Here is a 23,368-nt window from a genome sequence, read left to right as displayed (position 1 = left end):
GACACTTCTCAACTCCCCTGTCGTGCCCGTGTGGTGAGACTGTGCTGTGCCTGTGAGTGCGCCGACGGGCCCGGCGGGTCCAGTGGTTCCGGCCGTTCCAGTGGTTCCGGCGGTTTCAGGGGTTCCGGCGGTTTCAGGGGTTCCGGCCGTTCCGGCGGTTCCTGAACGGCGGGCAGGAAGACGGTGAAGACCGTCCGCCCCGGCGCGCTGTCGACCGTCACACCGCCGCCGTGCGCGGCCGTCACTGCCCGCACGATGGCGAGCCCGAGGCCCGTCGAACCGGTCGCGCGGGAGCGGGCCAGGTCGCCGCGGGCGAACCGCTCGAAGACGTGCGGCAGCAACGCGGCGGGGATGCCCGGCCCGTTGTCCTCCACGTCCACGCACAGCCACTCCCCGCTGCGCCGCACCCGCGCGGTGACGGTCGTACCCGGCGGGGTGTGGCTGCGGGCGTTGCCCAGCAGGTTGACCAGCACCTGCTGGAGCCGGGCGGGGTCCGCCGTCACCGTGGCCGGGGTGTCGGGCAGGTCGAGCCGCCAGGTGTGGGCGAGGCCGGCCGCGCGGGCGTCGCTGACGGTGTCCACGACGAGCGGTACGAGGTCGGTCCGGCCGAACTCCAGCGGGCGCCCGGCGTCCAGGCGGGCGAGCAGCAGCAGGTCCTCGACCAGCAGGGACATGCGGCCGGCCTCGGACTCGATGCGGCCCAGCGCGTGCCGGGTGTCGGGGCCGACCCGTTCGCGTCCCCGGCGGGTGAGTTCGGCGTAGCCCCGGATGGAGGCGAGGGGGGTGCGCAGTTCGTGGCTGGCGTCGGCGACGAACTGCCGTACCCGCGTCTCGCTCTGCTGCCGGGCGTGCAGGGCTCCGTGGACGTGGTCCAGCATCCGGTTGAGCGCGGAGCCGACCCGGCCGACCTCGGTGTGCGGGTCGCACTCGGACTCCGGGACCCGTTCGTCGAGGTTCACCTCGCCCGCGTGCAGCGGGAGTTCGGAGACCCGTCCGGCGGTGGCGGCGACCCGGCGCAGGGGGCGGGTGGCGACGCCGACGATGACGGCCCCGGCGAGGGAGGCGGCGACGAGACCGGCGGCGGTGACGCTGGCCTCCACCAGGACCAGCGTGCTGATGGTGCCGTCCACGTCGGAGGTGGGCAGGCCCGCGTAGTAGCCGTCGTGGTACTCGACGCGGTAGTCGCCGAGGCCGGGGATCCCGACGGTGTGCGCGTCGCCGTCCCGGGGGACGGAGGCGAGCGCGGTGCGCTGGGCCGTGTCGAGGGAGACCGCCGTCGTCCTGCTGGGGTCCGTGCTCTCGTCGTTCTTCTCGCCGTACCTGGCGTCGACCACGGCACCGTCGCGGGTCTCGGCGACGATCGTGTCGCGCGGCTGGGGGCCGCCGTGCGTGACGAACTCGTCGAGGTCCATCCGCTGGGGGCCCACTTGGCCGGGTGCCGGGTCGCCCGGCGGCCCGAATCCGGACACCCGCCGCGCGACCTCGGCAACCTGGCCGTCCAACTGCTCGTACAGGTGCGAGCGCAGCGCGAGCGTCGTCACCGTGCCGATCACCGCGCACACCACCGCGATCAGCGTCACCGACGCGACGACGAGCCGCGTCCGCAGGGTCCGCGGCCGCGGTCGTCGCCGCCCGGTCACGCCGCGGGCTTGATCAGGTATCCGGCGCCGCGCCGGGTGTGGATCATCGGCTCGCGCCCCGCGTCGATCTTCCGGCGCAGGTAGGAGATGTACAGCTCCACGACGTTGGCCTGCCCGCCGAAGTCGTAGGACCACACGCGGTCCAGGATCTGCGCCTTGCTCAGCACCCGCCGCGGGTTGCGCATCAGGAAGCGCAGCAGCTCGAACTCGGTGGCGGTGAGGTGGATCCCGTCGCCGCCCCGGGTGACCTCGTGGCTGTCCTCGTCGAGGGTGAGGTCGCCGACGACGAGCACGGAGTCGGAGCGCCGGTCGGCGGCGCCGGAGCGGCGGATGAGTCCGCGCAGCCGGGCGACGACCTCCTCCAGGCTGAACGGCTTGGTGACGTAGTCGTCCCCGCCCGCCGTGAGCCCCGCGATCCGGTCCTCGACGGCGTCCTTGGCGGTCAGGAACAGCACCGGCACGTCCGGCAGGTCGCGGCGCAGCCGCCCCAGCACGCTCAGGCCGTCCATGTCCGGCAGCATCATGTCCAGTACGACGGCGTCGGGCCGGAACTCGCGGGCGGCCTGGACGGCGCCGTGGCCGTCGCCGGCGCTGCGGATCTGCCAGCCCTCGTAGCGCAGGGCCATGGACAGCAGTTCGGTGATGGACAGCTCGTCGTCCACTACCAGCACCCGGACGGGGCTCCCGTCCGGCCTCAGCAGTTCGGTGCGCCCCTGGGGCGAAGTGGTGGTCATGGCGGCCACCTTGTCGGGGCGCTCTGAGAGGGTCCTTTCCCCAAGCTGTGATTTCTCTGAGAAACCCGCCGGGCGCCTGCGGGGCCGCGGCCGCCGACCTCACCCGGTGACGCTCCCTCAGTCCGCCGGGGTCAGCCCCTCCGCCGTGAGGGTCAGGTGCCGCACCAGCGCCTCGGCGGCTCCGTCGGCGTCGCGGGCCAGCGCCGCCTCCTCCAGCCGACGGTGCTCCTCGGCGCCGTCCCGGTGAGGGTTGCGGTGCGTGGACCAGCGGCGGGCCAGCTCGCTCGCCGTCCACAGCCGGTCGAAGGTCTCCAGCAGCACGGGGTTGCCGCACCCCTCCATCAGGGCCCGGTGGAAGAGCCGGTGCGCCTCGGACCACGCCTCGCTGTAGTACTCACCCTCCTCCGGCGCGTACTCGGGCGTACGGGACAGGCGGTGGTGGGCGGCGCGCACCCGGGCCTCCCAGTCGACGTCCCCGCGCTCGACGGACAGGCGCAGCAGCACCGGTTCGAGGGTGCGGCGGGCCTCCGCGACCTCCTGCCAGCGGCGGTCGGAGTACGCCGGGACAGCGAACCCGCGGTTGGGCAGCCGGTCGGCGAGCCCCTCGCCGACCACCCGGACGAGGGCCTCGCGCACCACGGCCAGGCTCACGCCATGCTCCTTGGCGAGGTCCTGCGGCTTGAGGGCGGCGCCCGGGGGGTGGTCGCCGCGCATGATCGCGCCCCGCAGATGGGCGTAGACCTGCTCGGAGAGCATCCGCTTCCCCTGCGGTGCGGGCGAGGTGGGGACGGTCTGAGTCATGGGGTCAGCATAGACGATCCTCCGGATAATCGATTATTAGTGTTATGGTCGATCTCAGTGATCGCCGGGACCGTACTCGGCCCTCCGTCCGCGGGGCCCGTCCCGCCCGAAAGGAACACACGATGAGCGTCAACAACCCCTTCGCCCGCCTCCCCGAGGTGCCCTCCTTCACCGTCACCAGCACCACCGTCGCCGACGGCGCCCCCTGGCCGCCCGCGCAGCACGCCTCCGGCCTGCCCGGCGGCGGGGACGTCTCCCCGCAGCTCTCCTGGAGCGGCGCCCCCGAGGGCACCCGCGGCTACGCCGTCACCGTGTACGACCCCGACGCCCCCACCGGCTCCGGGTTCTGGCACTGGGCGGTCGCCGGCATCCCGGCCACCGTCACCGAGCTGCCCGAGGGCGCCGGCGACGACACCGGCTCGGGACTGCCCGAGGGCGCCTTCCAGCTCCCCAACGACCTCCGCACGGCCCGGTACATCGGCGCCGCCCCGCCGGCCGGGCACGGCCCGCACCGCTACTTCGTCGTGGTGCACGCCCTCGACGTCGAGTCCGTCGGCGTCCCGGCCGACGCCACCCCGGCCGTCCTCGGCTTCACCATGTCCGGGCACGTCCTGGCGCGCGCGGTGCTGACCGCCACCGCCGAGACCCCTGCCTGACCCACCCCGTGTCCAGGCTCATCGACACCACGGAGATGTACCTGCGCACCGTCCTGGAGCTGGAGGAGGAGGGCGTGGTCCCGCTGCGCGCCCGCCTCGTCGAGCACCTGGACCAGAGCGGTCCCACCGTGAGCCAGACCGTGGCCCGCCTGGAGCGCGACGGCCTGCTGCGGGTCGCCGCCGGCCGGCGGCTGGAGCTGACCGGGGCGGGCCGCCGCCTGGCGACGCGCGTGATGCGCAAGCACCGGCTCGCCGAATGCCTGCTCGTCGAGGTGATCGGCCTGGAGTGGGAGCAGGTCCACGCCGAGGCCTGCCGCTGGGAGCACGTGATGAGCGAGGCCGTGGAACGCCGCCTGCTGCGCCTGCTGCGGCACCCGGCCGAGTCGCCCTACGGCAACCCGATCCCGGGCCTGGAGGAGCTGGGCGGGCCCGCGTCCCCGGGCCCGTCCCCCGCCGGGAGCGCGGTCAGCCTCGGTGACCTGGCCCCCGGGCCGGACGGCGCGCGCGTGGTCGTACGGCGCATCGGGGAGCCGGCGCAGACCGACCGCGAGCTGCTGTCCGACCTGCGCAGGGCCGGGGTACGGCCCGGTGCGGTGGTCAGCGTCACGCCGTGGGCGGACGGGGTGGCCGTCGGCAGCGACGGGGGGACGGCCCGGATCGGCGCGCGAACCGCCGCGCACGTCTTCGTCGCCCCGCTCTGAACCCGGTGGGCGCCGGCCCCCTCGCGGCCGGCGCCCGCCGGGCCCGCGCTCAGTTCACCGCGGCGGGCAGCCCGAACAGCCGGGCCGCGTTGTCGTGGCACACCCCGCGCAGCCACGCGTCCCCCAGCTCCAGCCGCTCCAGGGCCCGCAACTGGTGCAGGTACGGGTAGGGGATGTTGGGGAAGTCGGTGCCGAGCAGGACGCGGTCGCCGAGATCCGCCAGCCGGGGCAGCGCGCGGCGCGGGAAGGGCGCGAGCCGCTCGGCGAAGTCGGTGAACACCATGGTCGTGTCCAGCCGCACCTCCCCGTACCGCTCGGCGAGGTCCAGGAAGTCCTCGTACTCGGGCATCCCCAGGTGCGCGACGACCAGCCGCAGCCGGGGGTGCCGGGCCAGGACGCGGCCGACCGGCCCGGGCCCGGTGTGCTTGCCGGGCGCCGGGCCCGAACCGCAGTGCACGACGACCGGGACCCCCGCCTCGGCGAGCACGCCCCACGCCGGGTCGAGCAGCGCGTCGGCCGGGTCGTAGGCGCCCACCTGCACGTGTGCCTTGAAGACCCGCGCCCCCGCCTCGACGGCCCGCCGGACGTACGCCTCGACGCCCGGCTCGGGGAAGAGGGTGGAGGTGTGCAGGCAGTCGGGGGTGCGGCGGGCGAAGTCCACCGCCCAGTCGTTGAGCCACTGCGCCATGCCCGGCTTGTGCGGGTAGAGCATGGCGGTGAAGGCCCGCACGCCGAACGCCCGCAGCAGGTCGGCGCGTTCGTCCTCCTCGTGCCGGTAGGTGATCGGCCACTCGACCCCGCCGGTCAGCGGCCCGAGGGCGTCGAAGTAGGCCCAGACCTTGCGCAGCACGCGCTCGGGCATGAAGTGCGTGTGCACGTCGACCAGCCCGGGCAGCCCCAGCTCCTCCCAGAACCGGCGGACGGGCCCGGCTTCGTGATCACTCATGGGCCCACGATCGCGCGCCGGGTTCCGGTGAACAAGGGGGGTGAGGCGGGGGAAGGGGGGTGAGGGGACGCCGAGGGGGTCCGTCCGCCGGGCATCGTGGCCCCGTCCCGAGGGTGCGGTCAGAACAGCCCGTCCTGCACTCCGGGCGCCGCCCGTCCCAGCTCCCGCAGGGGCACGGTGCACGGCTCGCCCCCGGCGGAGAGCAGCTCCCACCCCGTCATCAGCCGGGTGTCGAGCACGACGACCCCGCGCTCCGTCGCCAGGTGGAGGTCCGGCCCGGCCGCCGCCACCAGCTCGCCCCCGATCGCACCGCCCGCCACCAGCCCGGCCACCTCCGCCACGGCGGCCGGTCCGCGCCGCTCCCCCTCGATGCCGAAGACGCCCGCGTGGTCGACCGGCCGGAACGGCTCCGGCGTCAGCGTCTCCGGCCACCCGCCGAGCGCGACTGCCCGCGCGTGCAGCCCGGCGATCTCGGCCGCCCGTTCCGCCTCCGACGCGGGCAGCGCGGCCCGCACGGCGCGCTTGCGGGCGTACGGGACGCGGTCGGGGACGCCCAGCGCGGCCCGCAGCAGCTCCTCGGCGCGGCGGGCGGCCATCAGCGGCCCGCGGCCCAGCCAGCTGAAGCAGACGGCACCCTGCTCCAGCAGCCGGGCCGGGCCCCGTTCCTCCGCGGTGATCCCCACCTTGACCAGGCCCGGTCCGAACCAGGCCAGATAGACGCGGTACGGCCGCGGGTCGTCCGCGACGGTGTCGGCGGCCACCGAGTGCGCCCGGTCGAGGCGCGCGCACTCCTCGCACCGCGCCCCCGTGCTCCGCCCCGGCACGCCCGCCCGCAGCGGGCACGCGTGTCCCCGTGCGCCCACACAGGTCCGCACCCCCTCCTCGGCGACCGCGAAGGCCACCCGCTTCCCCCGGACCAGCGCACTGCTCCGGCCCCCGGCCCACGACAGCACGGGCCCCCCGAGCTCCCACCGCAGCCCCGCGCACCGCCATGCCCGTTCCGTCCCCACCGCACCAACACTAGGGGGCGCCACTGACAACGCCGGTGACAACGGAACGGGCGGGCGCTCACCCATGGTGAGTGCCCGCCCGGCAGTACCGTACGGTCATGGCAGAAAGCGCAGCGATGTGCCCGGAGCGGCTGGTCATGGAGCACATCACCAGCCGCTGGGGCACCCTGGTCCTCATCGCCCTGCTGGACCGCCCCCACCGCTTCGGCGAACTGCGCCGCGAGATCGGCCGGGTCAGCGAGAAGATGCTGGCCCAGACCCTGCGGACGCTGGAGCGCGACGGCCTCGTGCACCGGGAGGCCACGCCCGTGATCCCGCCCCGCGTGGACTACTCCCTCACCGGCCTCGGCCGCGAGGCCGCCGAGCAGGTCCGGGACCTGGCGCGCTGGACGGAGCGGAGGCTGGCGGCGGTCGAGCGGGCCCGCGAGGCCTACGACGCGGCGAGGCCCTGACCCACCGTCGCCCCAACCGGCGTCACGGCTTCAGCACGGCCTCCATCACCCGCTTGGCGATGGGCGCGCCGAGCCCGCCGCCGGAGATGTCCTGGCGGGAGATCTCCATGTCGGTCGGGTCGATGAACACGGCCACGGCGACCGAGGACCCGTCGTCCTTCTTGCCGTAGGAGACGAACCAGCCGTACGGCACCTCGTCGTTCACGTTGACGCCGCGCTGCGCGGTACCGGTCTTGCCGCCGACCGTGATGCCGTCGATCTGGGCGCGGCGCGCGCTGCCCTCCTTGGCGGTGAACTCCATCATCTCCTGGACCTTCTGCGCGGTCTCGGCGGAGACGGCCTCGCTCATCGTCGCGGGCTCGGTCTTCTCCAGGGTGTCCAGGTCCGGGCCCTTGACCTCGTCGACGATGTACGGCTGCATCACCTTGCCGTCGTTGGCGATCCCCGCGGTGACCATGGCCATCTGCATCGGCGTACTGGTCAGGCTGCCCTGGCCCATGCCGGTGAGGGCGGTGCCCGGCGCGTCGAGGTTCTCGGGGTAGAGGCTCTTGGTGGCGAGCAGGTCGCCGAAGTCGTCGGAGTAGACGTCCTCGTTGAAGCCGAACTTCTCGGCCGTCTCGCGCAGCTTGTCCTGGCCCAGCTTGGAGGCGGCGTCGAGGAAGACGTTGTTGCAGGAGTGCTGCATGGCGGTCTTCATCGAGGCCTTGTTGCAGACCGCGTCGCCGGCCTCGCTGCCGATCTTGTTGGTGGACTGCGGCAGCGGGTACGGGGAGACGGCGTCGGTGCGGGCGTCGACGTCGGTGACGATGCCGTGCTCGAGCGCGGCGGCCGCGGTGAGGATCTTGAAGGTGGAGCCCGGCGGGTAGGTCTCCCGCAGCGCGCGGTTGGCCAGCGGCTTGTTCTTCTTCTTGTCGAGCGCGACGAAGCGGTCGGAGTCCTTGAAGGTGCTGCCCGCGAACGTCGCCGGGTCGTAGGAGGGCGCCGAGACCAGCGCCAGCACCTTCCCCGTGCGCGGGTCGAGGGCGACCACGGCCCCCCGCGCGCCCTTCAGGTCGGTCAGCCCGTCCCAGGCGGCCTTCTGCGCCTTCGGGTCGATGGTGGTGACCACCGACCCGGGCCGCCGCCCCTCGCCGCTGACCACGTCGGCGAACCGCTGGAAGGCCAGCCGGTCGTCCTTGCCGGTGAGGATGGAGTCGTAGGTCTTCTCCAGCAGCGTCATGCCCTGGGCCTGCGAGGCGTACCCGGTCACCGGCGCGTACATCGGCCCGTTGGCGTAGGTGCGCTTGTACTTGAGGTCGGTGCCCTCGGTCTCCGTGGAACCGGTGACGGCTCGTCCGCCGACGACGATGTCACCGCGCGGCGTGCCGAACTGCTCGATCTGCACCCGCCGGTTGGCGGTGTCGGACGCCAGCTCCGGGGCCCGGACGTACTGCAGCCAGTTCGCGCGGATCAGCAGGCCGAGCACCAGCAGCCCGCAGAAGATCGCCACGGCCCTCAGCGGCTTGTTCACCGTCGTCCTCCGTCGGGGCTCGGCTGCCGGTCGGATATCAAGACGGGTCCTCTCAACATGGGCTCACCCTAGACACAGTTGGAAAGGTGGATCAGCACCGATGCCGCCCGCTCACGCGGCCCACCGATGCCAAAGACCCCGCCGGGGAATCCGGCGGGGTCTTTGAATCATGTGCACTCGGCAGGATTCGAACCTGCAACCTTCTGATCCGTAGTCAGATGCTCTATCCGTTAAGCTACGAGTGCTTGTCTTTTTCAGTTTTACCGCCGCTCCCGGCCCTTCCGGCCCGCTCGCGGCGACAGGAAGAACATTACATGACTGCCGCCGTCATGTGAAATCCATTGGCCACACCCCTTGTGACCTGCCCAAACGCCACTCGGGTCCGGTCGGCAAACACCGAAGCCCCGGCCGTGGGGCCGGGGCTTCGGTGAAGGTGCGGAGGCGGAGGGATTTGAACCCTCGATGGGGGGTAAGCCCCAAACCGCATTAGCAGTGCGGCGCCATAGACCGGACTAGGCGACGCCTCCAGACAACATCACCACCTCGCGTGCGAGCGCGAGTGGCGCGTGCCGATGATGACACAGTAGAGCGCGCTGTCACCAATCGGCCCCCACGGTACTAGGCGGGAAGCCCGCAGGGCAAAGCCCTTACGGCGTGGTCGCGGCGTCCGCACGGACGGACCGCCGGCCCGGTCGCGCAACGTCCGGGCGCCCCGCGCGTTGGTCAGGTCATGTTCCAGGTCTCCCGCACCCCCGCCGCCCGCCTCCTCGGCGCCGCCGCCCTGTCCGCCGCCACCCTCGCCGCCGTCTGCGCCGCGCACCCGGCCGCCGCCGGCCCCGGCGCTCCGGAGGGCGACCACCTCACGGTCACCGTCCGCAACGCGGGCCCGGAGCTGGACGGCACGTACGAGCTGTCCTGCCACCCCGCCGCCGGCGACCACCCCGACCCGGAGGGCGCCTGCGCCGCCGTCGAGGGCGACACCCGGTGGGGCCGCGACACCTTCGCGCCGGTGCCCGAGGGCAGCGTCTGCACCATGCAGTACGGCGGCCCGGCCACCGCGCACGTCACCGGCGTCTGGGCCGGACGCCCCGTCGACACCACGTACGACCGCCGCGACGGCTGCGAGATCTCCCGCTGGGACCGCATGGTGCCGCTGCTGCCCGACCTCGGGGGCCCGGCCCGGTCCTAGAGTCCCGGTCGCACGGGCGGACGGCGGCAGGGGGGCGGACGGCGACACGGGGTGGACGGCAGCGCGGAGCGGACGGCGGCACGGAGCGGACGGCGACATGCGCCGGGCCCGGCGGTCATCGGTCACATGTTCTGCGTCACTTCCTCGTGCGACCTCCGTCCCATCCCACCCCGCCCGCCGGGCCCCAACCCTTAGACTCCCTCGCGTGACACCCTGGGGGCCGATGGGCAAGATGGCCCAGGCGGTCGGGAAGTGCGGTAACAGGAGGGAAGCGTCTCGTGAGCAGCAGGCCATCCCGAGGCGCTGCTCGCCTCGCAGCCATACTGGACGCGCTGCCTGACGCGTTGGTCCTGGTCAACGCCAACGGCACCGTGGTCAACGCGAACACCATCGCGCTGGAGGCGTTCGAGGCGCCGGGCACCGCGCTGGTCGGACGGGGACTGCTGGACCTGCTGCCGCAGTTCGACTCGCGGCTCATCCCCGGGTCCATGCGCCGCCCCGACCACATCGACCCGCGGGCCCGCACCAAGCCGACCCGGATGGTCGCGCGGCGCACCGACGGCAGCGAGTTCCCCGTCGAGGTCACCAGCGCCAACCTGGAGACCGGCCAACAGGCCTACGACACCTACGGCTACACCGGCGACGAGCTGCTGATGCTCGTCGTCCGCGACCTCTCCGGCACCGTCGACACCGAGGCCGAGCTGGCCCGTTCCCAGCGGCAGACCGAGATGATCCTGCGGGCCGCCTCCGAGGGCGTCGTCGGCACCGACACCGACGGGCGGATCGTCCTCGTCAACCCGGCCGCCGCCCAGATCCTGGGCTACCGCGCCGGTGAACTGGGCGGGCGCGAGCTGCACACCCTCGTCCTGCACTCGCGCGCCGACGGCTCGCCGTTCCCGTACGACGAGTCCCCGCTCGCCGACACCCTGCGCTCCGGACGCAAGCACCGGGTGCGCGGGCAGGTGCTGTTCGCCAAGAACGGCGACCAGTTGCCGGTCGACCTGACCACCGCGCCCGTGCGCGACGGCGACCAGCTCGTCGGCGCCGTGATGACCTTCACCGACCGGCGTCCCTACGACGCCCTCGTCAAGGAGCACGAGGAGGCGGAGCGGCGGCACGCCGAGGAGTTGGAGCGGCTCGCCGAGGAGCACGCCTCCGAGCTGACCGCGCTGCGTCAGCGGCACGTCGCCGAGCTGGAGGAGCTGCGGGAGCAGCACGCGGAGGAGGTCGCCGCGGACGCCGACCGCTACGCCGCCCTCGGTGAGCGGGAGAAGGACCGGTACGAGGCGCTCGCCGGCCGGCACGAGCAGTTGCTCACCCTCCTCGGGGACTCGCTGCGCGGGCCGCTGGACGAGCTGCGCCGGGAGCTGGCCGCGCTGGCGTCGGACGACGCGGGGCAGTTGTGGCCCGAGGCCAACCAGGTCCTGCACCACCTGTCGGCCGGCTACTCGCGCATCACCACCCTCATCGACAACGTCCTCGGCTACCAGCGCCTCGACGCCGGCACCGAACAGGTCGCCCGTACGAAGGTGATGCTCGACGCCGTCGTCGCCGCGGGTGTAGACGGGGCGGTGGAGCTGATCGGTCCGGGCCGGGTGCAGTTCGCCGTGCACGCGCCGCCGATCGAGGCCGAGGTCGACCCGCGCATGCTGGCCACCGCGCTCGCCCATCTCGTCGCGGACGTCGCGGGCGTCGACGCCACCGGCAACTCGCCCGTGTCGGCGACGGGCGGGTACCTGGACAACACCGTCGTGGTGGCGGCGGCGCAGCGCGGCGAGGTGGTGCGCATCGAGGTGCGCGGGCCGTACGCCGGCGGGGACCCGGTGCACGAGCCGATCGTGCGCGGGATCGTGCGGGCGCACGGTGGCGTGCTGCAGACGCACGAGGTGCCGGGCATGAGCGGCAGCGCGTTCGTGCTGGAGGTGCCGATCGGGGGCGGGGCCGGAGCGGTCGCGGCCCCGGGCACCGCGCCCGTCGGAGCGGTCCCCGCCGAGCCCGCCCAGCCCGCCGTCCCGGCCGACGGCGTCGGTGCCGCGGGCGCGGGCGCGGGCGCGGGCCCGGGGGACAACGCCGTGGCCGTGCGGGAGCCGGCCGCCGGAGGCGGGCGGCGGCGGGCGCGCCGGGCGTCCGTCGACGCGTTCCTGGAGAGCGAGGTCGCGGGCGCGCCGGCCGAGGGCGGTGCCGGACCGGAGGCGGAGAACACCGCGCCGACCGGGCGGCGCAGGCGGCGCGCGGCGCAGGCCGAGGCCGGGATGCAGGCCCAGGGGCAGGTCCAAGGGCAGGTGCAGGGCGCCGCTCCGGCTGCGCTTCCCGTGCCCGCGCAGGCGGGGCCGGGTGAAGGGGCCGGAGCCGGAGCCGGTGGCACCGGACGGCGGCGCGGGCGGCCCGCGGAGGGCCCGGGCGCCGAGGTCGCGCAGGGGGCGCCCGCCGGGGTGTCCGAGGGTGCCGTCGTCATGGCCGGTGAGCACGGCGCGGGCTCCGCCGCGTCCAACACCGGGCTGGGCGGGACCGTACCGCCGCAGGGCGTGCCCGCACCGCCCGCCGGGCGCCGGGCCGGGCAGGACGGCGGTGAGCAGCACGCGCTGCCCCCGGCCCTGCCCGCGCAGGCCGGTGCGCCGGACCCCGTGGACCCGGCGCACACGGACCGGCCGACGGGACGCCGACGCCGTGCCCTCGCCTCCGCGAACGAGCGTGCGGCGGCGCAGGAGGCCGCGCCGCGCCAGGTGTTCGCCCTGCCGCCCGCCGACGCTGACCGTCCCTCCGACGGGCCTGCCGAGACGGGCGCCGAGGCGCAGGGGCCCGCCCGAACGCAGGCGCAGGGCCAGGCGCAGGCACAGACACAGGCGCAACCGGGGCGGGTTCCCGTACCCGGCCCCGCCGCGCCCGGTGACGTCCTGCCCGACGACGGCCGCCACGACGCCGTGCCGCACGACCAGGCCGACGACCACACGCCGCCGCAGCCGCACCCCGCCGAGGCGCCCACCGGTCGCCGCCGCCGGGCCGGGGTCCCCCGGCCGGCCGAGGGACCGGCGCAGCCCGCTCCCGCGCAGCCCGCTCCCGCGCAGGGCGTCCCCGTGCAGGGCGGCCCCACGCAGGGGACGCCGACGCCGGTGCACGGCGCCCCGGTGCCGCCCCCGGCCGCGCCGCAGGTGCCCCGGACGGCCGGAATCGGCGCCGCGCTCCCCGACGCACCGCACCCCGGCACCGCGGCCCCCGCCGCCCCGGCCCGGCCCGGCCCCGCGCCGCAGCCGTGGCCCGCGGCCGGGGACGTCCAGGGCACCGGCGCCCCCGTACCGCCCGCGGTTGCCGCCGGGACCGCGGCCGCCGGAGGCCCGACGGCCCCCGCGGCTCCTCCCGCGCCCTCCGCCCCAGCGGCACCAGCAGCCCCCCGGGGCGTGCCCGCCACCACGCCGAGCCGGGGCACCCCGCTGCCGCCCGAGAACGCGCCCGCCCCGCGCGCGGCCCAGCCGCTGCCCGCCGAGGCGTCCGCGCCGGCCGACCCGAACTCGACGCAGGGACGGGCGATCAGCGTGCGCACCCTGGGCCAGGGCGTGCCCTTCAACCGCCAGGCGGTCCAGGTGCAGCAGCCGTCGGCGACGCCCGCCCCGCACCAGCCTGGCGGCGGTGGACGGCGCCGCAAGCTGGGCACGCCGCCCGACCCGGCCGCCGGCGCCTCGGCACCGGCCGCCCGCCCGCACCCGGCCACGGAGCAGCCGCCCGGCGCGCAGCCCCCCGGCACGCCGCTGCCCGCCGCCCAGCCGAAGAAGCAGACCCAGCCGCAGCCCCCGGAGCAGCCTCCCCTGGCCGGCGGTCAGGGACGGCTCGCACCGGTCACCGAGGGCGCCGGGCGGTCCTACGCCATAGGGGCACCGGACCGCGACGCCGCCGAGGGGCCCGAGCCGCTGGACGGGCCCGGCGGTGCCGTCGAGGTCGCCGACCCGCCGCGCCCGCAGCCGATGGACGACGAGCTGCCGCCGGAGCCGCTGGACAACCCGCGTCGGCTGCTGGTCTGGCCCGCGCCGGACGTCTCGACGCAGCAGGCGCTCAGCGACCGCGGCTACCGGCCGGTGATCGTGCACTCGCGCGAGGAGGTCGACGCGCAGATCGCGGCGTTCCCGGCCGCGCTGTTCGTGGACCCGCTGACCGGACCGATCACGCGTACGGCGCTCCAGTCGCTGCGCCAGGCGGCGGTGGCGGCCGAGGTGCCGGTGCTGGTCACGGCCGGGCTCGGACAGGCCTCGCGGGACGCGGCCTACGGTGCCGATCCCGCCGTCCTGCTGAAGGCGCTCGCGCCCCGGGACAGCGAGCAGCACCCGCCGCGCGTGCTGCTGATCGAGGAGCACGCGGAGATCGCGCTGGCGCTGACCGCGGCGCTGGAACGGCGCGGGATGCAGGTGGCGCGGGCGGCGAGCGACGCCGACGCGGTGACGCTGGCGGGCCAGTTCCGGCCGAACCTGGTCGTGATGGACCTGATGCGGGTGCAGCGGCGCCAGGAGGGCGCCGCCGGGATCGTCGACTGGCTGCGCGCCAACGGGCAGCTCAACCGCACCCCGCTGGTCGTCTACACCGCGGCCGTCGAGCACGACGACCTGCCGCGGCTGGCCTCGGGCGAGACGGTGCTGTTCCTGGCGGAGCGTTCCACCAGCGGTGAGGTGCAGTCCCGGATCGTCGAGCTGCTCGCGCGGATCGGGACCAACTGAGGCCCCGGCGGCCCGGTCCTACCGCCCCGGCGAGCCGGTCCTAGCGTTCGACGATCCGGCGGGCCGCCTCCTTGATGGAGTCGCGCAGGCGGTCGCCGTCGCCGTCCTCGCCGCCGACGAGGATGCGCTTCATCTGGGGCACGACCACCGCCCAGTTGGCCATCGCGACCAGCAGGAACAGCAGGTCGGGCGCCGGGATGGCGCCGGTGATCACGCCGCGCTCCTGGCCGTCGCGCAGGGCGGCGACCTTGCGGGCGTAGTGCGCCTGGCGTTCGGCCTCGTGGGGCAGCTCGGCCGTGCCGTACTCCATGCCCTCCCAGAAGAGCAGGCGCAGCAGCTCGGGGTGGGCGGCGTGGTAGTCCAGCAGGCGGTCGATCCAGCCCTCGATGTCGTCCGGGTCGACGGGGACGGAGATCGCGAGGTCGAGCATCTTCTTCTCGAGCACGGACGCGAACAGCTCGCCCTTGTTGCCGTAGTAGGCGTAGATGAGCTGCTTGTTGGCCTTGGCCTCGGCCGCGATGCGGTCGATGCGCGCGCCCGCGATGCCGTGGCGGGCGAACTCCGCCACCGCCGCCTCGAAGATCCGGGCCTTGGTGGCCTCGGGGTCCCTTGCTGCCATGGGGCCAGGGTAGCGGGAGCGGACGGTAACCAACTATTTGGTTGACAGGGTTCGGGAATGCGGGCGAGACTCCGGGAGTTACTTCCAACCAACCAGTTAGTTGTCAGTGTGCGCTCGAAGGAGTCGCTCCGCCCATGCCGTCAACACCCCCTGCCCCCGCCTCCACCTCCGCCGCCACCACCTCCACCTCCGCCACCGCTTCCGCCACGCCGCCGCAGACCGGTCTCCGGCGGACCGCCCCCATGGACCAGTCCGGTAGAAGCGGTCCGTCCGGGGACGCGGGCCCTGCCGGGGCCGCCACCCGGCTGTTCCTCCCCTTGATCGCCCTGTGCACCGCCGTCACGGCCGCCAACATCTACCTCGCGGCGCCGCTGCTCCCCCTCATCGCCCGCGACATGGGCTCCACGCCGTCGGCGGTCGCCTGGCTGGCCTCCGTCGCACAGCTCGGATACGCGGCCGGCCTGCTCTTCTTCGCCCCGCTCGGGGACAGCGTGAACCGCCGCCGCCTGGTCGCCGTCCTCTCGCTGGTCGCCACGGGTGCGCTGCTCGCCGCCGCCGCGTCGGCCGGCACCGGCGCGCTCGCGGGCGCCGTCCTGGTCGCCTCGGCCGCGACCGTCGTCCCGCAGCTACTCGTCCCGCTGGTCGCCGAGCGCGCCCCGGCCGACCGCCGGGCCCGGCACGTCGCCGCAGTCATCGGAGGACTGTTCACCGGCATCGTCGCCGCCCGGGTGCTCGGCGGGCTCGCCGGGCAGGCCTTCGGCTGGCGCGCGGTGTTCGTGGGGGCCGCCGTGCTGACCGCCGTACTGGGACTCGCGACGGCGTACGTCCTGCCCGTGGAGCGGCGGCGGCGGAGGGGCCCGCTGTTCGCGGGGCTCGTCGCGATACCGGGCCTGGTGCGCCGCTCGCCCGACCTGTGGCGCGCGTGCGTGCGCCAGGCCGGGATGTACGGCGCCTGGAGCGCCCTGTGGACCTCGCTCGCGCTGCTCCTCACGGAGGACGAGGGCTACGGCATGACCACCGCCGCGGCCGGCCTGTTCGGGCTGTTCGGGCTGGCGGCGAGCGTGGTCGCACCGCTCGCGGGGGGCCTGGTCGACCGGTTCGGCGCCGCCAGGGTCGTACGGTCCGCGTACGCGCTGGCCGCGTTGTCGGTGCCGCTGTTCTGGCTGGGCGGGCAGGCGATGGCGGCCCTGTGCGCGGCCGCCGTCCTGGTGCACGCCGCCCTGGTCGCCTCGCACGTCGCCAACCAGACCCTCGCCCTGACGACCACCTCGGCCCCGGCCACCGCCAACACGGCCTACGTCGTCGCGGGCTTCGCGGGCGGCGCGCTCGCCTCGGCCCTCGCGGGCCCCGCGTTCGGCCACTGGGGCTGGGGCGGCGTGTGCGCGGTGGCGGGGGCGTGGCTGGCGCTGGGGTGGACGGCCACGGTCGTACGCCCGGCGCGGTGAGGACGCCGTATGCCTGACGCGGTGAGGACGCCGTAAGCCCGGCGCGGTGCGGACGCCGGAGAGCCGCCGTGGGCGGGCGGCGGCGTTGCCGGGCGGGGAGCCGTGGGTTCCGCCGCCCGGCACCACCGGGTGGGCGCGCCGGTCAGAGGCGGGTGACGTCGAGACCGCCGTCGGCGTACTGCCGGCGCAGCACCTTCTTGTCGAACTTGCCGACACTCGTCTTCGGCACCGCATCGATGACCGTCCAGCGTTCCGGGAGCTGCCACTTGGCGATCTTGCCGTCCTCGGCGAGGAAGGTCCGCAGGGCGGCGAAGTCGACGTCGGCGCCCTCCTTGAGGACGACGGTGGCCAGCGGGCGCTCCCCCCACTTGTCGTCCGGGACGGCGACCACCGCGGCCTCGGCCACGTCCGGGTGGGCCATCAGCGCGTTCTCCAGCTCGACGGAGGAGATCCACTCGCCGCCGGACTTGATCACGTCCTTGGCCCGGTCGGTCAGGGTGAGGAAGCCGTCCGGGGAGATCGTGCCGACGTCGCCCGTCTTGAGCCAGCCGTCCTCGCTGAACTTGTCCTCGGGACGCAGCGGCTCGGCGCCGGGGCCGTTGTAGTAGGCGCCGGCGATCCAGTTGCCGCGCACCTCCAGCTCACCGGCGGACTCGCCGTCCCAGGGCAGACGCTCGCCGCCGGGCCCGGTGAGGCGGGCCTCGACACCGGCCGGGAAGCGGCCCTGCGTGACGCGGTAGCCGAACTCCTGCTCGGTGCCGATCGCGTGGGCCGGCGGCCGGGCGACCGTGCCGAGCGGCGAGGTCTCCGTCATGCCCCAGGCGTGGCAGACCCGCATCCCGAGCGCGTCGAACGCCTCCATGAGGGAGGGCGGACAGGCGGAGCCGCCGATGGTGACCTGGGTGAGGGAGGAGACGTCGCGCGGCCTGGCCGTCAGCTCGGCCAGCAGGCCCTGCCAGATGGTGGGGACGGCGGCGGCGTGGGTGGGCCGCTCGCCCTCGATCATCGCCGCGAGGGGCGCGGGCTGCAGGAAGCGGTCCGGCATCAGCATGTTGACGCCGGTCATGAAGGTGGCGTGCGGCAGCCCCCACGCGTTGACGTGGAACTGCGGGACCACGACCAGTGAGGTGTCCTCGTCCGTCAGCCCCATCGACTGGGCCATGTTGACCTGCATGGAGTGCAGGTAGATGGAGCGGTGGCTGTAGACCACGCCCTTGGGGTCGCCGGTGGTGCCGGAGGTGTAGCACATGGCGGCCGCGGACCGCTCGTCCAGCTCGGGCCAGTCGTACGCGGTGGGCTTCCCCGCGATCAGCTCCTCGTACTCGTGCACCTGGACCGCGGCCCCGTCCAGCGCCGAGCGGTCGCCCGGCCCGGTGACGACGACGTGCTCGACGGTCTTGAGATGCGGCAGCAGGGGGGCGAGCAGCGGGAGCAGCGAACCGTTGGCGATCACGATCCGGTCGGCGGCGTGGTGGACGATCCAGGCGAGCTGCTCGGCCGGGAGGCGGAGATTGAGGGTGTGCAGGACCGCGCCCATGGAGGGGATCGCGAAGTAGGCCTCGACGTGCTCGGCGTTGTTCCACATGAGGGTCGCCACGCGCTCGTCGTCGCCGACGCCCAGGTCCTCGCGCAGCGCGTGCGCCAGTTGGGCGGCACGGGCGCCGATCTCGGCGAAGGAGCGGCGGTGCGGCTCGTCCTCACCGGTCCAGGTGGTCACCTGCGAGCTGCCGTGGATGGTCGACCCGTGGGCCAGGATCCTCGATATCAGCAGCGGTACGTCCTGCATCGTGCTCAGCACGGTGTCCTCCCGGGGCGACATTGCCTACGCGGCGGTAAGGGTTGCGCTGATTCTGCGCACATACCGCGCGGTATGTCACTACTCCCGGGTGATCGATCACCGGGCGGGGGCGGACACACGGTCCCGCCCAGGGGTCACGGACCGACTCAGGACCGGACAAAGCCCAGCTCAGGGTCCTCACGGAGCTTGCCGAGGGCACGGGAGACCGCCGACTTCACGGTGCCCACGGAAACCCCCAGCACTTCGGCCGTCCGGGCCTCGCTGAGGTCCTCGTAGTACCTGAGGACGACCATGGCCCGCTGCCGTGCGGGCAGCTTCATGACCGCCCGCCACATCGCGTCGCGCAGGGCCTGCCGCTCCGCCGGGTCGTCGCCGCCGGACGCGGGCTCCGGCTCGGGCAGCTCGTCGCAGGCGAACTCGTCGACCTTCCGCTTGCGCCACTGCGAGGTCCGGGTGTTGACCAGCGCCCGGCGCACGTAGCCGTCCAGGGCGCGATGGTCCTCGATGCGCTCCCAGGCGACGTACGTCTTGGTGAGCGCGGTCTGCAGCAGGTCCTCCGCGTCGCTCGGGTTGGCGGTGAGCGAGCGGGCGGTGCGCAGCAGCACGGGCTGGCGGGTCTCGACGTACGACGAGAACGACGGGTACGAGAAGGTCTGCGCCCCCGTGGCGGCCATGGCCAGGGCGGCGGCGGAGGCCGGGACCGGGGCCGACGCCGTGGCCATCGCCATGGCCGGCGCCGTGGCGGTGGCGGCGTTCGAAGCGCTGGTGCAGACAGGTGCGGTCATGGCTCAACGCTATGAGCGAGAGGGCCTCCGGCGGATCGGCCGCAGGTCCCGAAGCGGAGTCCCCCTCAGGTTGTAGGGGTGGTGGTGGCCCCACCTCCTGTAGGTGGAGTGGGGGAGGCCGCGTACTGCGGGTTGACCCTGAGGCCCCCCGGGGCCGGGCCCGCCCGGAGAACGGCGGGGACGCCGGCCGGGGACAGGGCAGGGACGTCGGCCGGTGACACGGCAGGGACGTCGCCCGGGGACACGTCGGGGGGCCGCCGCACACGTCCGCCATGACCGGGGGCCGCCGCACACGTCCCCCGACGGGGAAAACGCCCGGGCGGCGGTACCGAAGTACCGCCGCCCGGACGCACTGCGACCCCATGAAGCACACCCGCACAAGACCGAGGGGCCGGCGCGGCAGCGCACCCGCGCCGGCCCCTCAGCTCACCACCACAGCGGGGAGAAGCTGACGGCCACGTTCTCGTTGCCCTGATTGATCGCCGTGAACGCGGAGCCGTCGACCTGCGCGGTGTTGCTCTGGTTCGATGCGCCCGAGCCGACCGCCTGCTGCTGCGTGGTGGACGAGTTGCCGTAGTTGTCGTCGCCGACACCGCTGCCGAGGATGCCGGCGTTGGCGCTGGCGGCGGTCGCGCTCGATCCGTCGTCCGCGAAGGCGCCGTTGTCCGCCGTCGCGACCCCGCCGAAGAGAGCGACGGCGAGCGGGAGGGCGGCGACGGCGGCGACGACACGGGCGGTACGGATGCTTGCCATGTTGTTCCTCCAGAACAAGTGCGCACCGGCTTCAGCCGACAACGCGTGAGTACGTGAACCAGGACTGGTGCCAAGGCAGTTGGCCGACCGCCTCGACGCTGTGCACGACGTCGCGTGATCAGAATTGCCCAACGGATCCCGGTGAACCACCCCGGAAGCACCGATTCGCTCTCAAGCGTGAGGACAAGTCGATAAACCCCTTTGCTTCCCTTCCGTACCACCCGGGCACACAGGGGACAGTCCCACCCCAAGCCCCACAAGAGGTGAAGCGTTCCGCCACTCTTTCTCCCCGCCCGCCCCTCCCCGGCGTGTCACACCTCCACCCCTTCCCTTTATCGAACATGCGTACGACCATAGACCCATGGCCACCACCGACCGGCAGGCCACGACGCCTCCCCTCGCCCACGCCCTGTCAGCCGCGGAACGCGGACTGGCCGTCATCCCGCTGGCCCGCACCAAGCTCCCCGCGCTGCGCTCCCCGCACCGCGGCACCCCGGCCCCCGGGGCCTTTCCCTGCCGCGGCGAGTGCGGCCGCTTCGGTCACGGTGCCCACGACGCCTCGACCGACCCGGCCCGCATCCGCGCCCTGTTCGCCGCCGCTCCCTGGGCCACCGGGTACGGCATCGCCTGCGGCCTGCCGCCGCACCACCTGATCGGCGTCGACCTGGACGCGAGGCCCGGCGAGCCGGAGCCCGCCTCCTCGACCGCCCTGCGCGAACTGGCCCTGCGCCGACTGTTCACGATCCCGCCCACGGTCGTCGTCCTCACCCCCGGCGGAGGCCGCCACCTCTGGCTCACCGGCCCTCCCGGCACCGTCGTCCCCAACTCGGCCGGCCGCCTCGCCCCCGGCATCGACGTCCGGGGCGCCGGCGGCTACCTGGTCGGCCCCGGCTCCCGCACCCGCCACGGCACCTACACGACCCTCCCCGGCACGGCCCACCTGGCTCCCGCGCCCTGCCCGCCGGCACTGCTGCGCCTGCTGGTCCCGCCTCCCGTGCGGCGGGCCGGGGGCGGTGAGCCGGGGGCGGGCGGCCGGGGCCTGGTCCAGTTCGTTCTCGCCGCGCACGAGGGCCAGCGCAACACCCGCCTCTTCTGGGCGGCCTGCCGCGCCTACGAGAACGGCATCGGCCCGGCCCTGCTGACCCCCCTGCTGGAGGCCGCGCTCGCCACCGGCCTGCCCGAACGCGAGGCCCGTGCGACGATCGCCTCGGCGGCCCGCATGACGGCCCGACGCCCCTGACGGAGCCGAGCCGCCGCCCTGGGCACCACGATGCTCGCCGCCGCCCCGCCCCCGCCGCCGCCAGGGGAAGCTGGGCCGGCAGCAGCACGAAGGCGACGAGGACGAGCCCCGTCTACAAGACCGGGGCCTCCCAGCACAAGGACTGCAACGGCAGCACGGCCGACATCAAGGACCTCCCGCCCCTGACCGCCTCCCGGCCAGCCCGCAGACCCCCTCAGGAGAACAAGCTGCCCACCAACAACACGCCGTAGTGCACACATTGGTGCCACCGCTTGCAGTAGCGCTTCGCCCGCCACACCGAACGCCGGGTGAACTGCTTCTCGCACCAGACACACTTACGCGTCTTCCCATCCCCCATGGCCACGACCTTACCGAGCGATCCCGCAAAGCCACCGTCGTCACCGAGAGCAAGCCGTGCGTCCACACCACGCACGAGTCCAGCCGGAGGCAGGCAACCCGTCCGGCGCGGCGGAAGCAGCTTGCCGGCCAGGCGTCCCGTCGCGCTTGCTTCGTCGGGCGAGGTTTCGGGCCTGCCCTTCGTGGATGTCGCCCGCCCACTCCCAGCCGGGTTTGGGCGATACGACCCGTGGGTCACTGGACACCCGGGCGCCGCGCAGGTCCTCCACGTACGCTCGATCCGGTTCGACCCTTGCGCGCACCTCCTCATCCCTGGCTGCGGACCTATATCTACGGACCTATGTCTACGCACCCATGTCCGGGTATGAGGACATCGACGTCGGCGGTCCCTTGAACGGCGAGGTCAGCCGGTGCCGCCGGGAGTGGGCAGCGGTGTCTGTTCGGGGTGGGCGCGGAGCCCGTCGAGGACGATCGCCAGATAGCGTCGCCACAGCTCAGAGGAGCCGGGAAGGGCCATGACAGCGTCGATCATCGCGACGATTGGTGCGACGTCAGCCTCGGTGACACCGTCGCGCAGCGCGCCTTGGGCGCGGGCTCGAGCCGTGAGGCTCTCGCAGTGCAAGGTGATCTCCCGCCGCGCCTGGGCGAGGCCGGTGCCCTCAACAGCGCCGTGGCGCATCAACTCGCGCAGCCCGCGGTTGTAGGCGGCCCGCTCCAGGGCTCTCTCAAGGAAGCTGGACAGGGCGGCGAAGGCGTCGTCCTCGGCCAGGGCCTGCCGCGCCATCGCCGCGATCTCGCCGAGTTCTTCGGAGAAGACGCACTCCGTGAGCGCCTGCTTGTCGGGGAATTTCCGATAGACGGTGCCGACTCCGAGCCCGGCGTGGTGCGCGACGTCATTGAGCGTGGCCTGAAGCCCACGTGCGGCGAAGACCTCGCGTCCGGCTTGCAGGATGCGTCGGCGGTTGAGCTCGGCGTCCCGCCTCAACGGACGTGCCGCTGCCGCGACAGATTCCTGGCCTTCCTTCTGCCTGCCCATGGACCGCCTCTTCCGTCGACCGGATCACAACCGGATAGATGATATCCGGTTCATGGTACGGTTCCTCGCGTAAGCGGATATGGCGTATCCGCATGCTGGGGGCGCCGTCCCTCACGTGGGCCTCACAGCTCGGAGGGGAAGGAGAACCAGGGATGCAGACCGTGGTCATCACCGGAGGAACCGACGGGCTCGGCAAAGGGCTCGCACTGCACTACCTGCGCCAAGGGGCGCGTGTACTCGCCGTCGGCAGCACGCCCACCAAGGGCGAGGCCCTCCTGGCAGAGGCGGCAACCGTCTCCGCCTCTGACCGGGTCGCCTTTCTCCAGACCGACCTGACTTCGGTCACGGCGACCAAGGAACTCGTCGCCAAGATCGAGAGCACCGGTCCCACAGTGGACAAACTCATCCTGTGCGCCCAGCGCTACCGGCTCTTCGGCGCCCGCACTGTCACCCGCGAGGGGTTCGAGCACAGCTTCGCTCTCGCCTACCTGAGTCGGTACGTCCTCAGCCACGGCCTGCGCAAGGCGCTGGAATCCGCCCCTCGACCAGTCATCATGAACGTCGGCACCCCCGGCGTCCCGCTGGGGCGCATTCACTGGGACGACCTGCAACTGACGCGCCACTACAGCGGTTTCAAGGCCACCTTGCAGTCCTTCCGTGCCAACGACTTGCTCGGCGCGGCCTTCGCAGCCCTGTATGCCGACACCCCGATCCACTACATCGGCTACAACCCCGGCGTGGTGTCCACCGGCATGCCCAACCACCTTCCACAGCCCCTGCGCGCCCTCACCAAGGCGTCTTTCACCGTGCTCGCCGCGTCCGTGCCGAAGGCCGTCAACCCGATGACCTGTCTACTCGACGAACCTCCGGCCGAACCCTTCACCGCCTACCGCGCCACCCGCCGGCTGTCCCTGAAGGGCCCCGCATTCGACCAGGACGACGCACTGCGCCTGCACCGCCTCACGCAGGACCTGGTCGGCGCAGTGTGAAGCCGCA

General features: G+C 73.9%; 19 protein-coding genes and 2 tRNA genes. 8 read left to right on the top strand and 13 right to left on the bottom strand.

The window, feature by feature from the left end; genetic code table 11:
• Window positions 1-8: 8 nt before the first annotated feature.
• The 3 genes from IG88_RS0131280 to IG88_RS0131270 form a co-directional block, all read right to left on the bottom strand.
• Window positions 9-1,640, bottom strand: a complete 1,632-nt coding sequence (locus IG88_RS0131280; RefSeq protein ID WP_031048580.1) for a sensor histidine kinase — start codon at window positions 1,638-1,640, stop codon at window positions 9-11.
• The gene (locus IG88_RS0131275; protein WP_030403173.1) at window positions 1,637-2,374 is read right to left on the bottom strand and encodes a response regulator transcription factor; all 738 of its coding nucleotides are present in this window, start codon (window positions 2,372-2,374) and stop codon (window positions 1,637-1,639) included. The genes IG88_RS0131280 and IG88_RS0131275 overlap by 4 nt, the downstream gene beginning before the upstream one ends.
• A gap of 117 nt (window positions 2,375-2,491) precedes the next feature.
• Entirely contained in the window at window positions 2,492-3,175 is a 684-nt protein-coding gene (locus IG88_RS0131270; RefSeq protein WP_031048578.1) for a GntR family transcriptional regulator, read from the bottom strand.
• A 122-nt stretch (window positions 3,176-3,297) separates the two neighbouring features.
• On the opposite strand from IG88_RS0131270, the gene IG88_RS0131265 reads away from it, so the two are divergent.
• Both IG88_RS0131265 and IG88_RS0131260 read left to right on the top strand, forming a co-directional pair.
• Window positions 3,298-3,831, top strand: coding sequence for a YbhB/YbcL family Raf kinase inhibitor-like protein (locus tag IG88_RS0131265; RefSeq protein WP_031048576.1), 534 nt, complete (start codon window positions 3,298-3,300; stop codon window positions 3,829-3,831).
• A gap of 8 nt (window positions 3,832-3,839) precedes the next feature.
• Window positions 3,840-4,532 (top strand): metal-dependent transcriptional regulator, encoded by a 693-nt coding sequence (locus IG88_RS0131260; RefSeq protein WP_031048574.1) that lies wholly within the window; start codon window positions 3,840-3,842, stop codon window positions 4,530-4,532.
• A gap of 49 nt (window positions 4,533-4,581) precedes the next feature.
• Here the strand turns inward: IG88_RS0131260 and IG88_RS0131255 are convergent, their stop codons facing one another.
• On the bottom strand, window positions 4,582-5,478 hold the full coding sequence (locus IG88_RS0131255) for an amidohydrolase family protein (RefSeq protein ID WP_031048572.1): 897 nt from the start codon (window positions 5,476-5,478) through the stop codon (window positions 4,582-4,584).
• A gap of 119 nt (window positions 5,479-5,597) precedes the next feature.
• Window positions 5,598-6,431: a DUF2797 domain-containing protein gene (locus IG88_RS0131250; protein ID WP_420712110.1), complete on the bottom strand. Its 834-nt coding sequence runs from the start codon at window positions 6,429-6,431 to the stop codon at window positions 5,598-5,600.
• A 155-nt stretch (window positions 6,432-6,586) separates the two neighbouring features.
• Here IG88_RS0131250 and IG88_RS0131245 point away from each other — a divergent pair, with 155 nt between their 5' ends.
• Window positions 6,587-6,940, top strand: coding sequence for a winged helix-turn-helix transcriptional regulator (locus IG88_RS0131245; protein WP_031048567.1), 354 nt, complete (start codon window positions 6,587-6,589; stop codon window positions 6,938-6,940).
• 22 nt (window positions 6,941-6,962) lie between these two features.
• Here the strand turns inward: IG88_RS0131245 and IG88_RS0131240 are convergent, their stop codons facing one another.
• The 3 genes from IG88_RS0131240 to IG88_RS0131230 form a co-directional block, all read right to left on the bottom strand.
• Window positions 6,963-8,450: a peptidoglycan D,D-transpeptidase FtsI family protein gene (locus IG88_RS0131240; protein WP_031048565.1), complete on the bottom strand. Its 1,488-nt coding sequence runs from the start codon at window positions 8,448-8,450 to the stop codon at window positions 6,963-6,965.
• Window positions 8,451-8,622: 172 nt separating this feature from the next.
• Window positions 8,623-8,695 (bottom strand) — tRNA-Arg (locus tag IG88_RS0131235).
• A gap of 191 nt (window positions 8,696-8,886) precedes the next feature.
• Window positions 8,887-8,977: transfer RNA gene (locus IG88_RS0131230), tRNA-Ser, on the bottom strand.
• Window positions 8,978-9,180: 203 nt separating this feature from the next.
• On the opposite strand from IG88_RS0131230, the gene IG88_RS0131225 reads away from it, so the two are divergent.
• Window positions 9,181-9,639, top strand: a complete 459-nt coding sequence (locus tag IG88_RS0131225) for an SSI family serine proteinase inhibitor (RefSeq protein WP_031048563.1) — start codon at window positions 9,181-9,183, stop codon at window positions 9,637-9,639.
• 278 nt (window positions 9,640-9,917) lie between these two features.
• Window positions 9,918-14,339 (top strand): PAS domain-containing protein, encoded by a 4,422-nt coding sequence (locus IG88_RS0131220; RefSeq protein WP_031048560.1) that lies wholly within the window; start codon window positions 9,918-9,920, stop codon window positions 14,337-14,339.
• Window positions 14,340-14,379: 40 nt separating this feature from the next.
• Here the strand turns inward: IG88_RS0131220 and IG88_RS0131215 are convergent, their stop codons facing one another.
• Window positions 14,380-14,958, bottom strand: coding sequence for a TetR family transcriptional regulator (locus IG88_RS0131215; RefSeq protein ID WP_031048558.1), 579 nt, complete (start codon window positions 14,956-14,958; stop codon window positions 14,380-14,382).
• 242 nt (window positions 14,959-15,200) lie between these two features.
• Between IG88_RS0131215 and IG88_RS0131210 the strand changes: the two genes are divergently transcribed.
• Complete coding sequence (locus tag IG88_RS0131210; RefSeq protein WP_037837109.1) at window positions 15,201-16,403, top strand: MFS transporter; 1,203 nt, start codon at window positions 15,201-15,203, stop codon at window positions 16,401-16,403.
• Window positions 16,404-16,545: 142 nt separating this feature from the next.
• On the opposite strand, the gene IG88_RS0131205 is transcribed toward IG88_RS0131210, so the two are convergent.
• The 3 genes from IG88_RS0131205 to IG88_RS0131195 form a co-directional block, all read right to left on the bottom strand.
• Window positions 16,546-18,222, bottom strand: coding sequence for a long-chain fatty acid--CoA ligase (locus tag IG88_RS0131205; protein WP_031048553.1), 1,677 nt, complete (start codon window positions 18,220-18,222; stop codon window positions 16,546-16,548).
• Between the two features lie 125 nt (window positions 18,223-18,347).
• Entirely contained in the window at window positions 18,348-18,986 is a 639-nt protein-coding gene (locus IG88_RS0131200; RefSeq protein ID WP_031048549.1) for a SigE family RNA polymerase sigma factor, read from the bottom strand.
• Between the two features lie 426 nt (window positions 18,987-19,412).
• Entirely contained in the window at window positions 19,413-19,739 is a 327-nt protein-coding gene (locus IG88_RS0131195) for a hypothetical protein (RefSeq protein ID WP_031048548.1), read from the bottom strand.
• A 361-nt stretch (window positions 19,740-20,100) separates the two neighbouring features.
• Between IG88_RS0131195 and IG88_RS0131190 the strand changes: the two genes are divergently transcribed.
• A complete protein-coding gene (locus IG88_RS0131190; RefSeq protein ID WP_031048546.1) occupies window positions 20,101-20,979 on the top strand; it encodes a bifunctional DNA primase/polymerase in 879 nt (292 codons plus the stop codon).
• A 760-nt stretch (window positions 20,980-21,739) separates the two neighbouring features.
• On the opposite strand, the gene IG88_RS0131185 is transcribed toward IG88_RS0131190, so the two are convergent.
• Complete coding sequence (locus IG88_RS0131185) at window positions 21,740-22,372, bottom strand: TetR/AcrR family transcriptional regulator (RefSeq protein WP_051852134.1); 633 nt, start codon at window positions 22,370-22,372, stop codon at window positions 21,740-21,742.
• A 152-nt stretch (window positions 22,373-22,524) separates the two neighbouring features.
• Here IG88_RS0131185 and IG88_RS0131180 point away from each other — a divergent pair, with 152 nt between their 5' ends.
• Window positions 22,525-23,361, top strand: coding sequence for an SDR family NAD(P)-dependent oxidoreductase (locus IG88_RS0131180; RefSeq protein ID WP_031048542.1), 837 nt, complete (start codon window positions 22,525-22,527; stop codon window positions 23,359-23,361).
• Window positions 23,362-23,368 lie beyond the last annotated feature (7 nt).

Source organism: Streptomyces sp. NRRL F-5650 (genome assembly GCF_000721365.1).
Taxonomy (GTDB): Bacteria; Actinomycetota; Actinomycetes; order Streptomycetales; family Streptomycetaceae; genus Streptomyces; species Streptomyces ardesiacus.
Note: the sequence above shows the minus strand (reverse complement) of the source record. Positions and strands in the feature narration are given on the sequence as shown.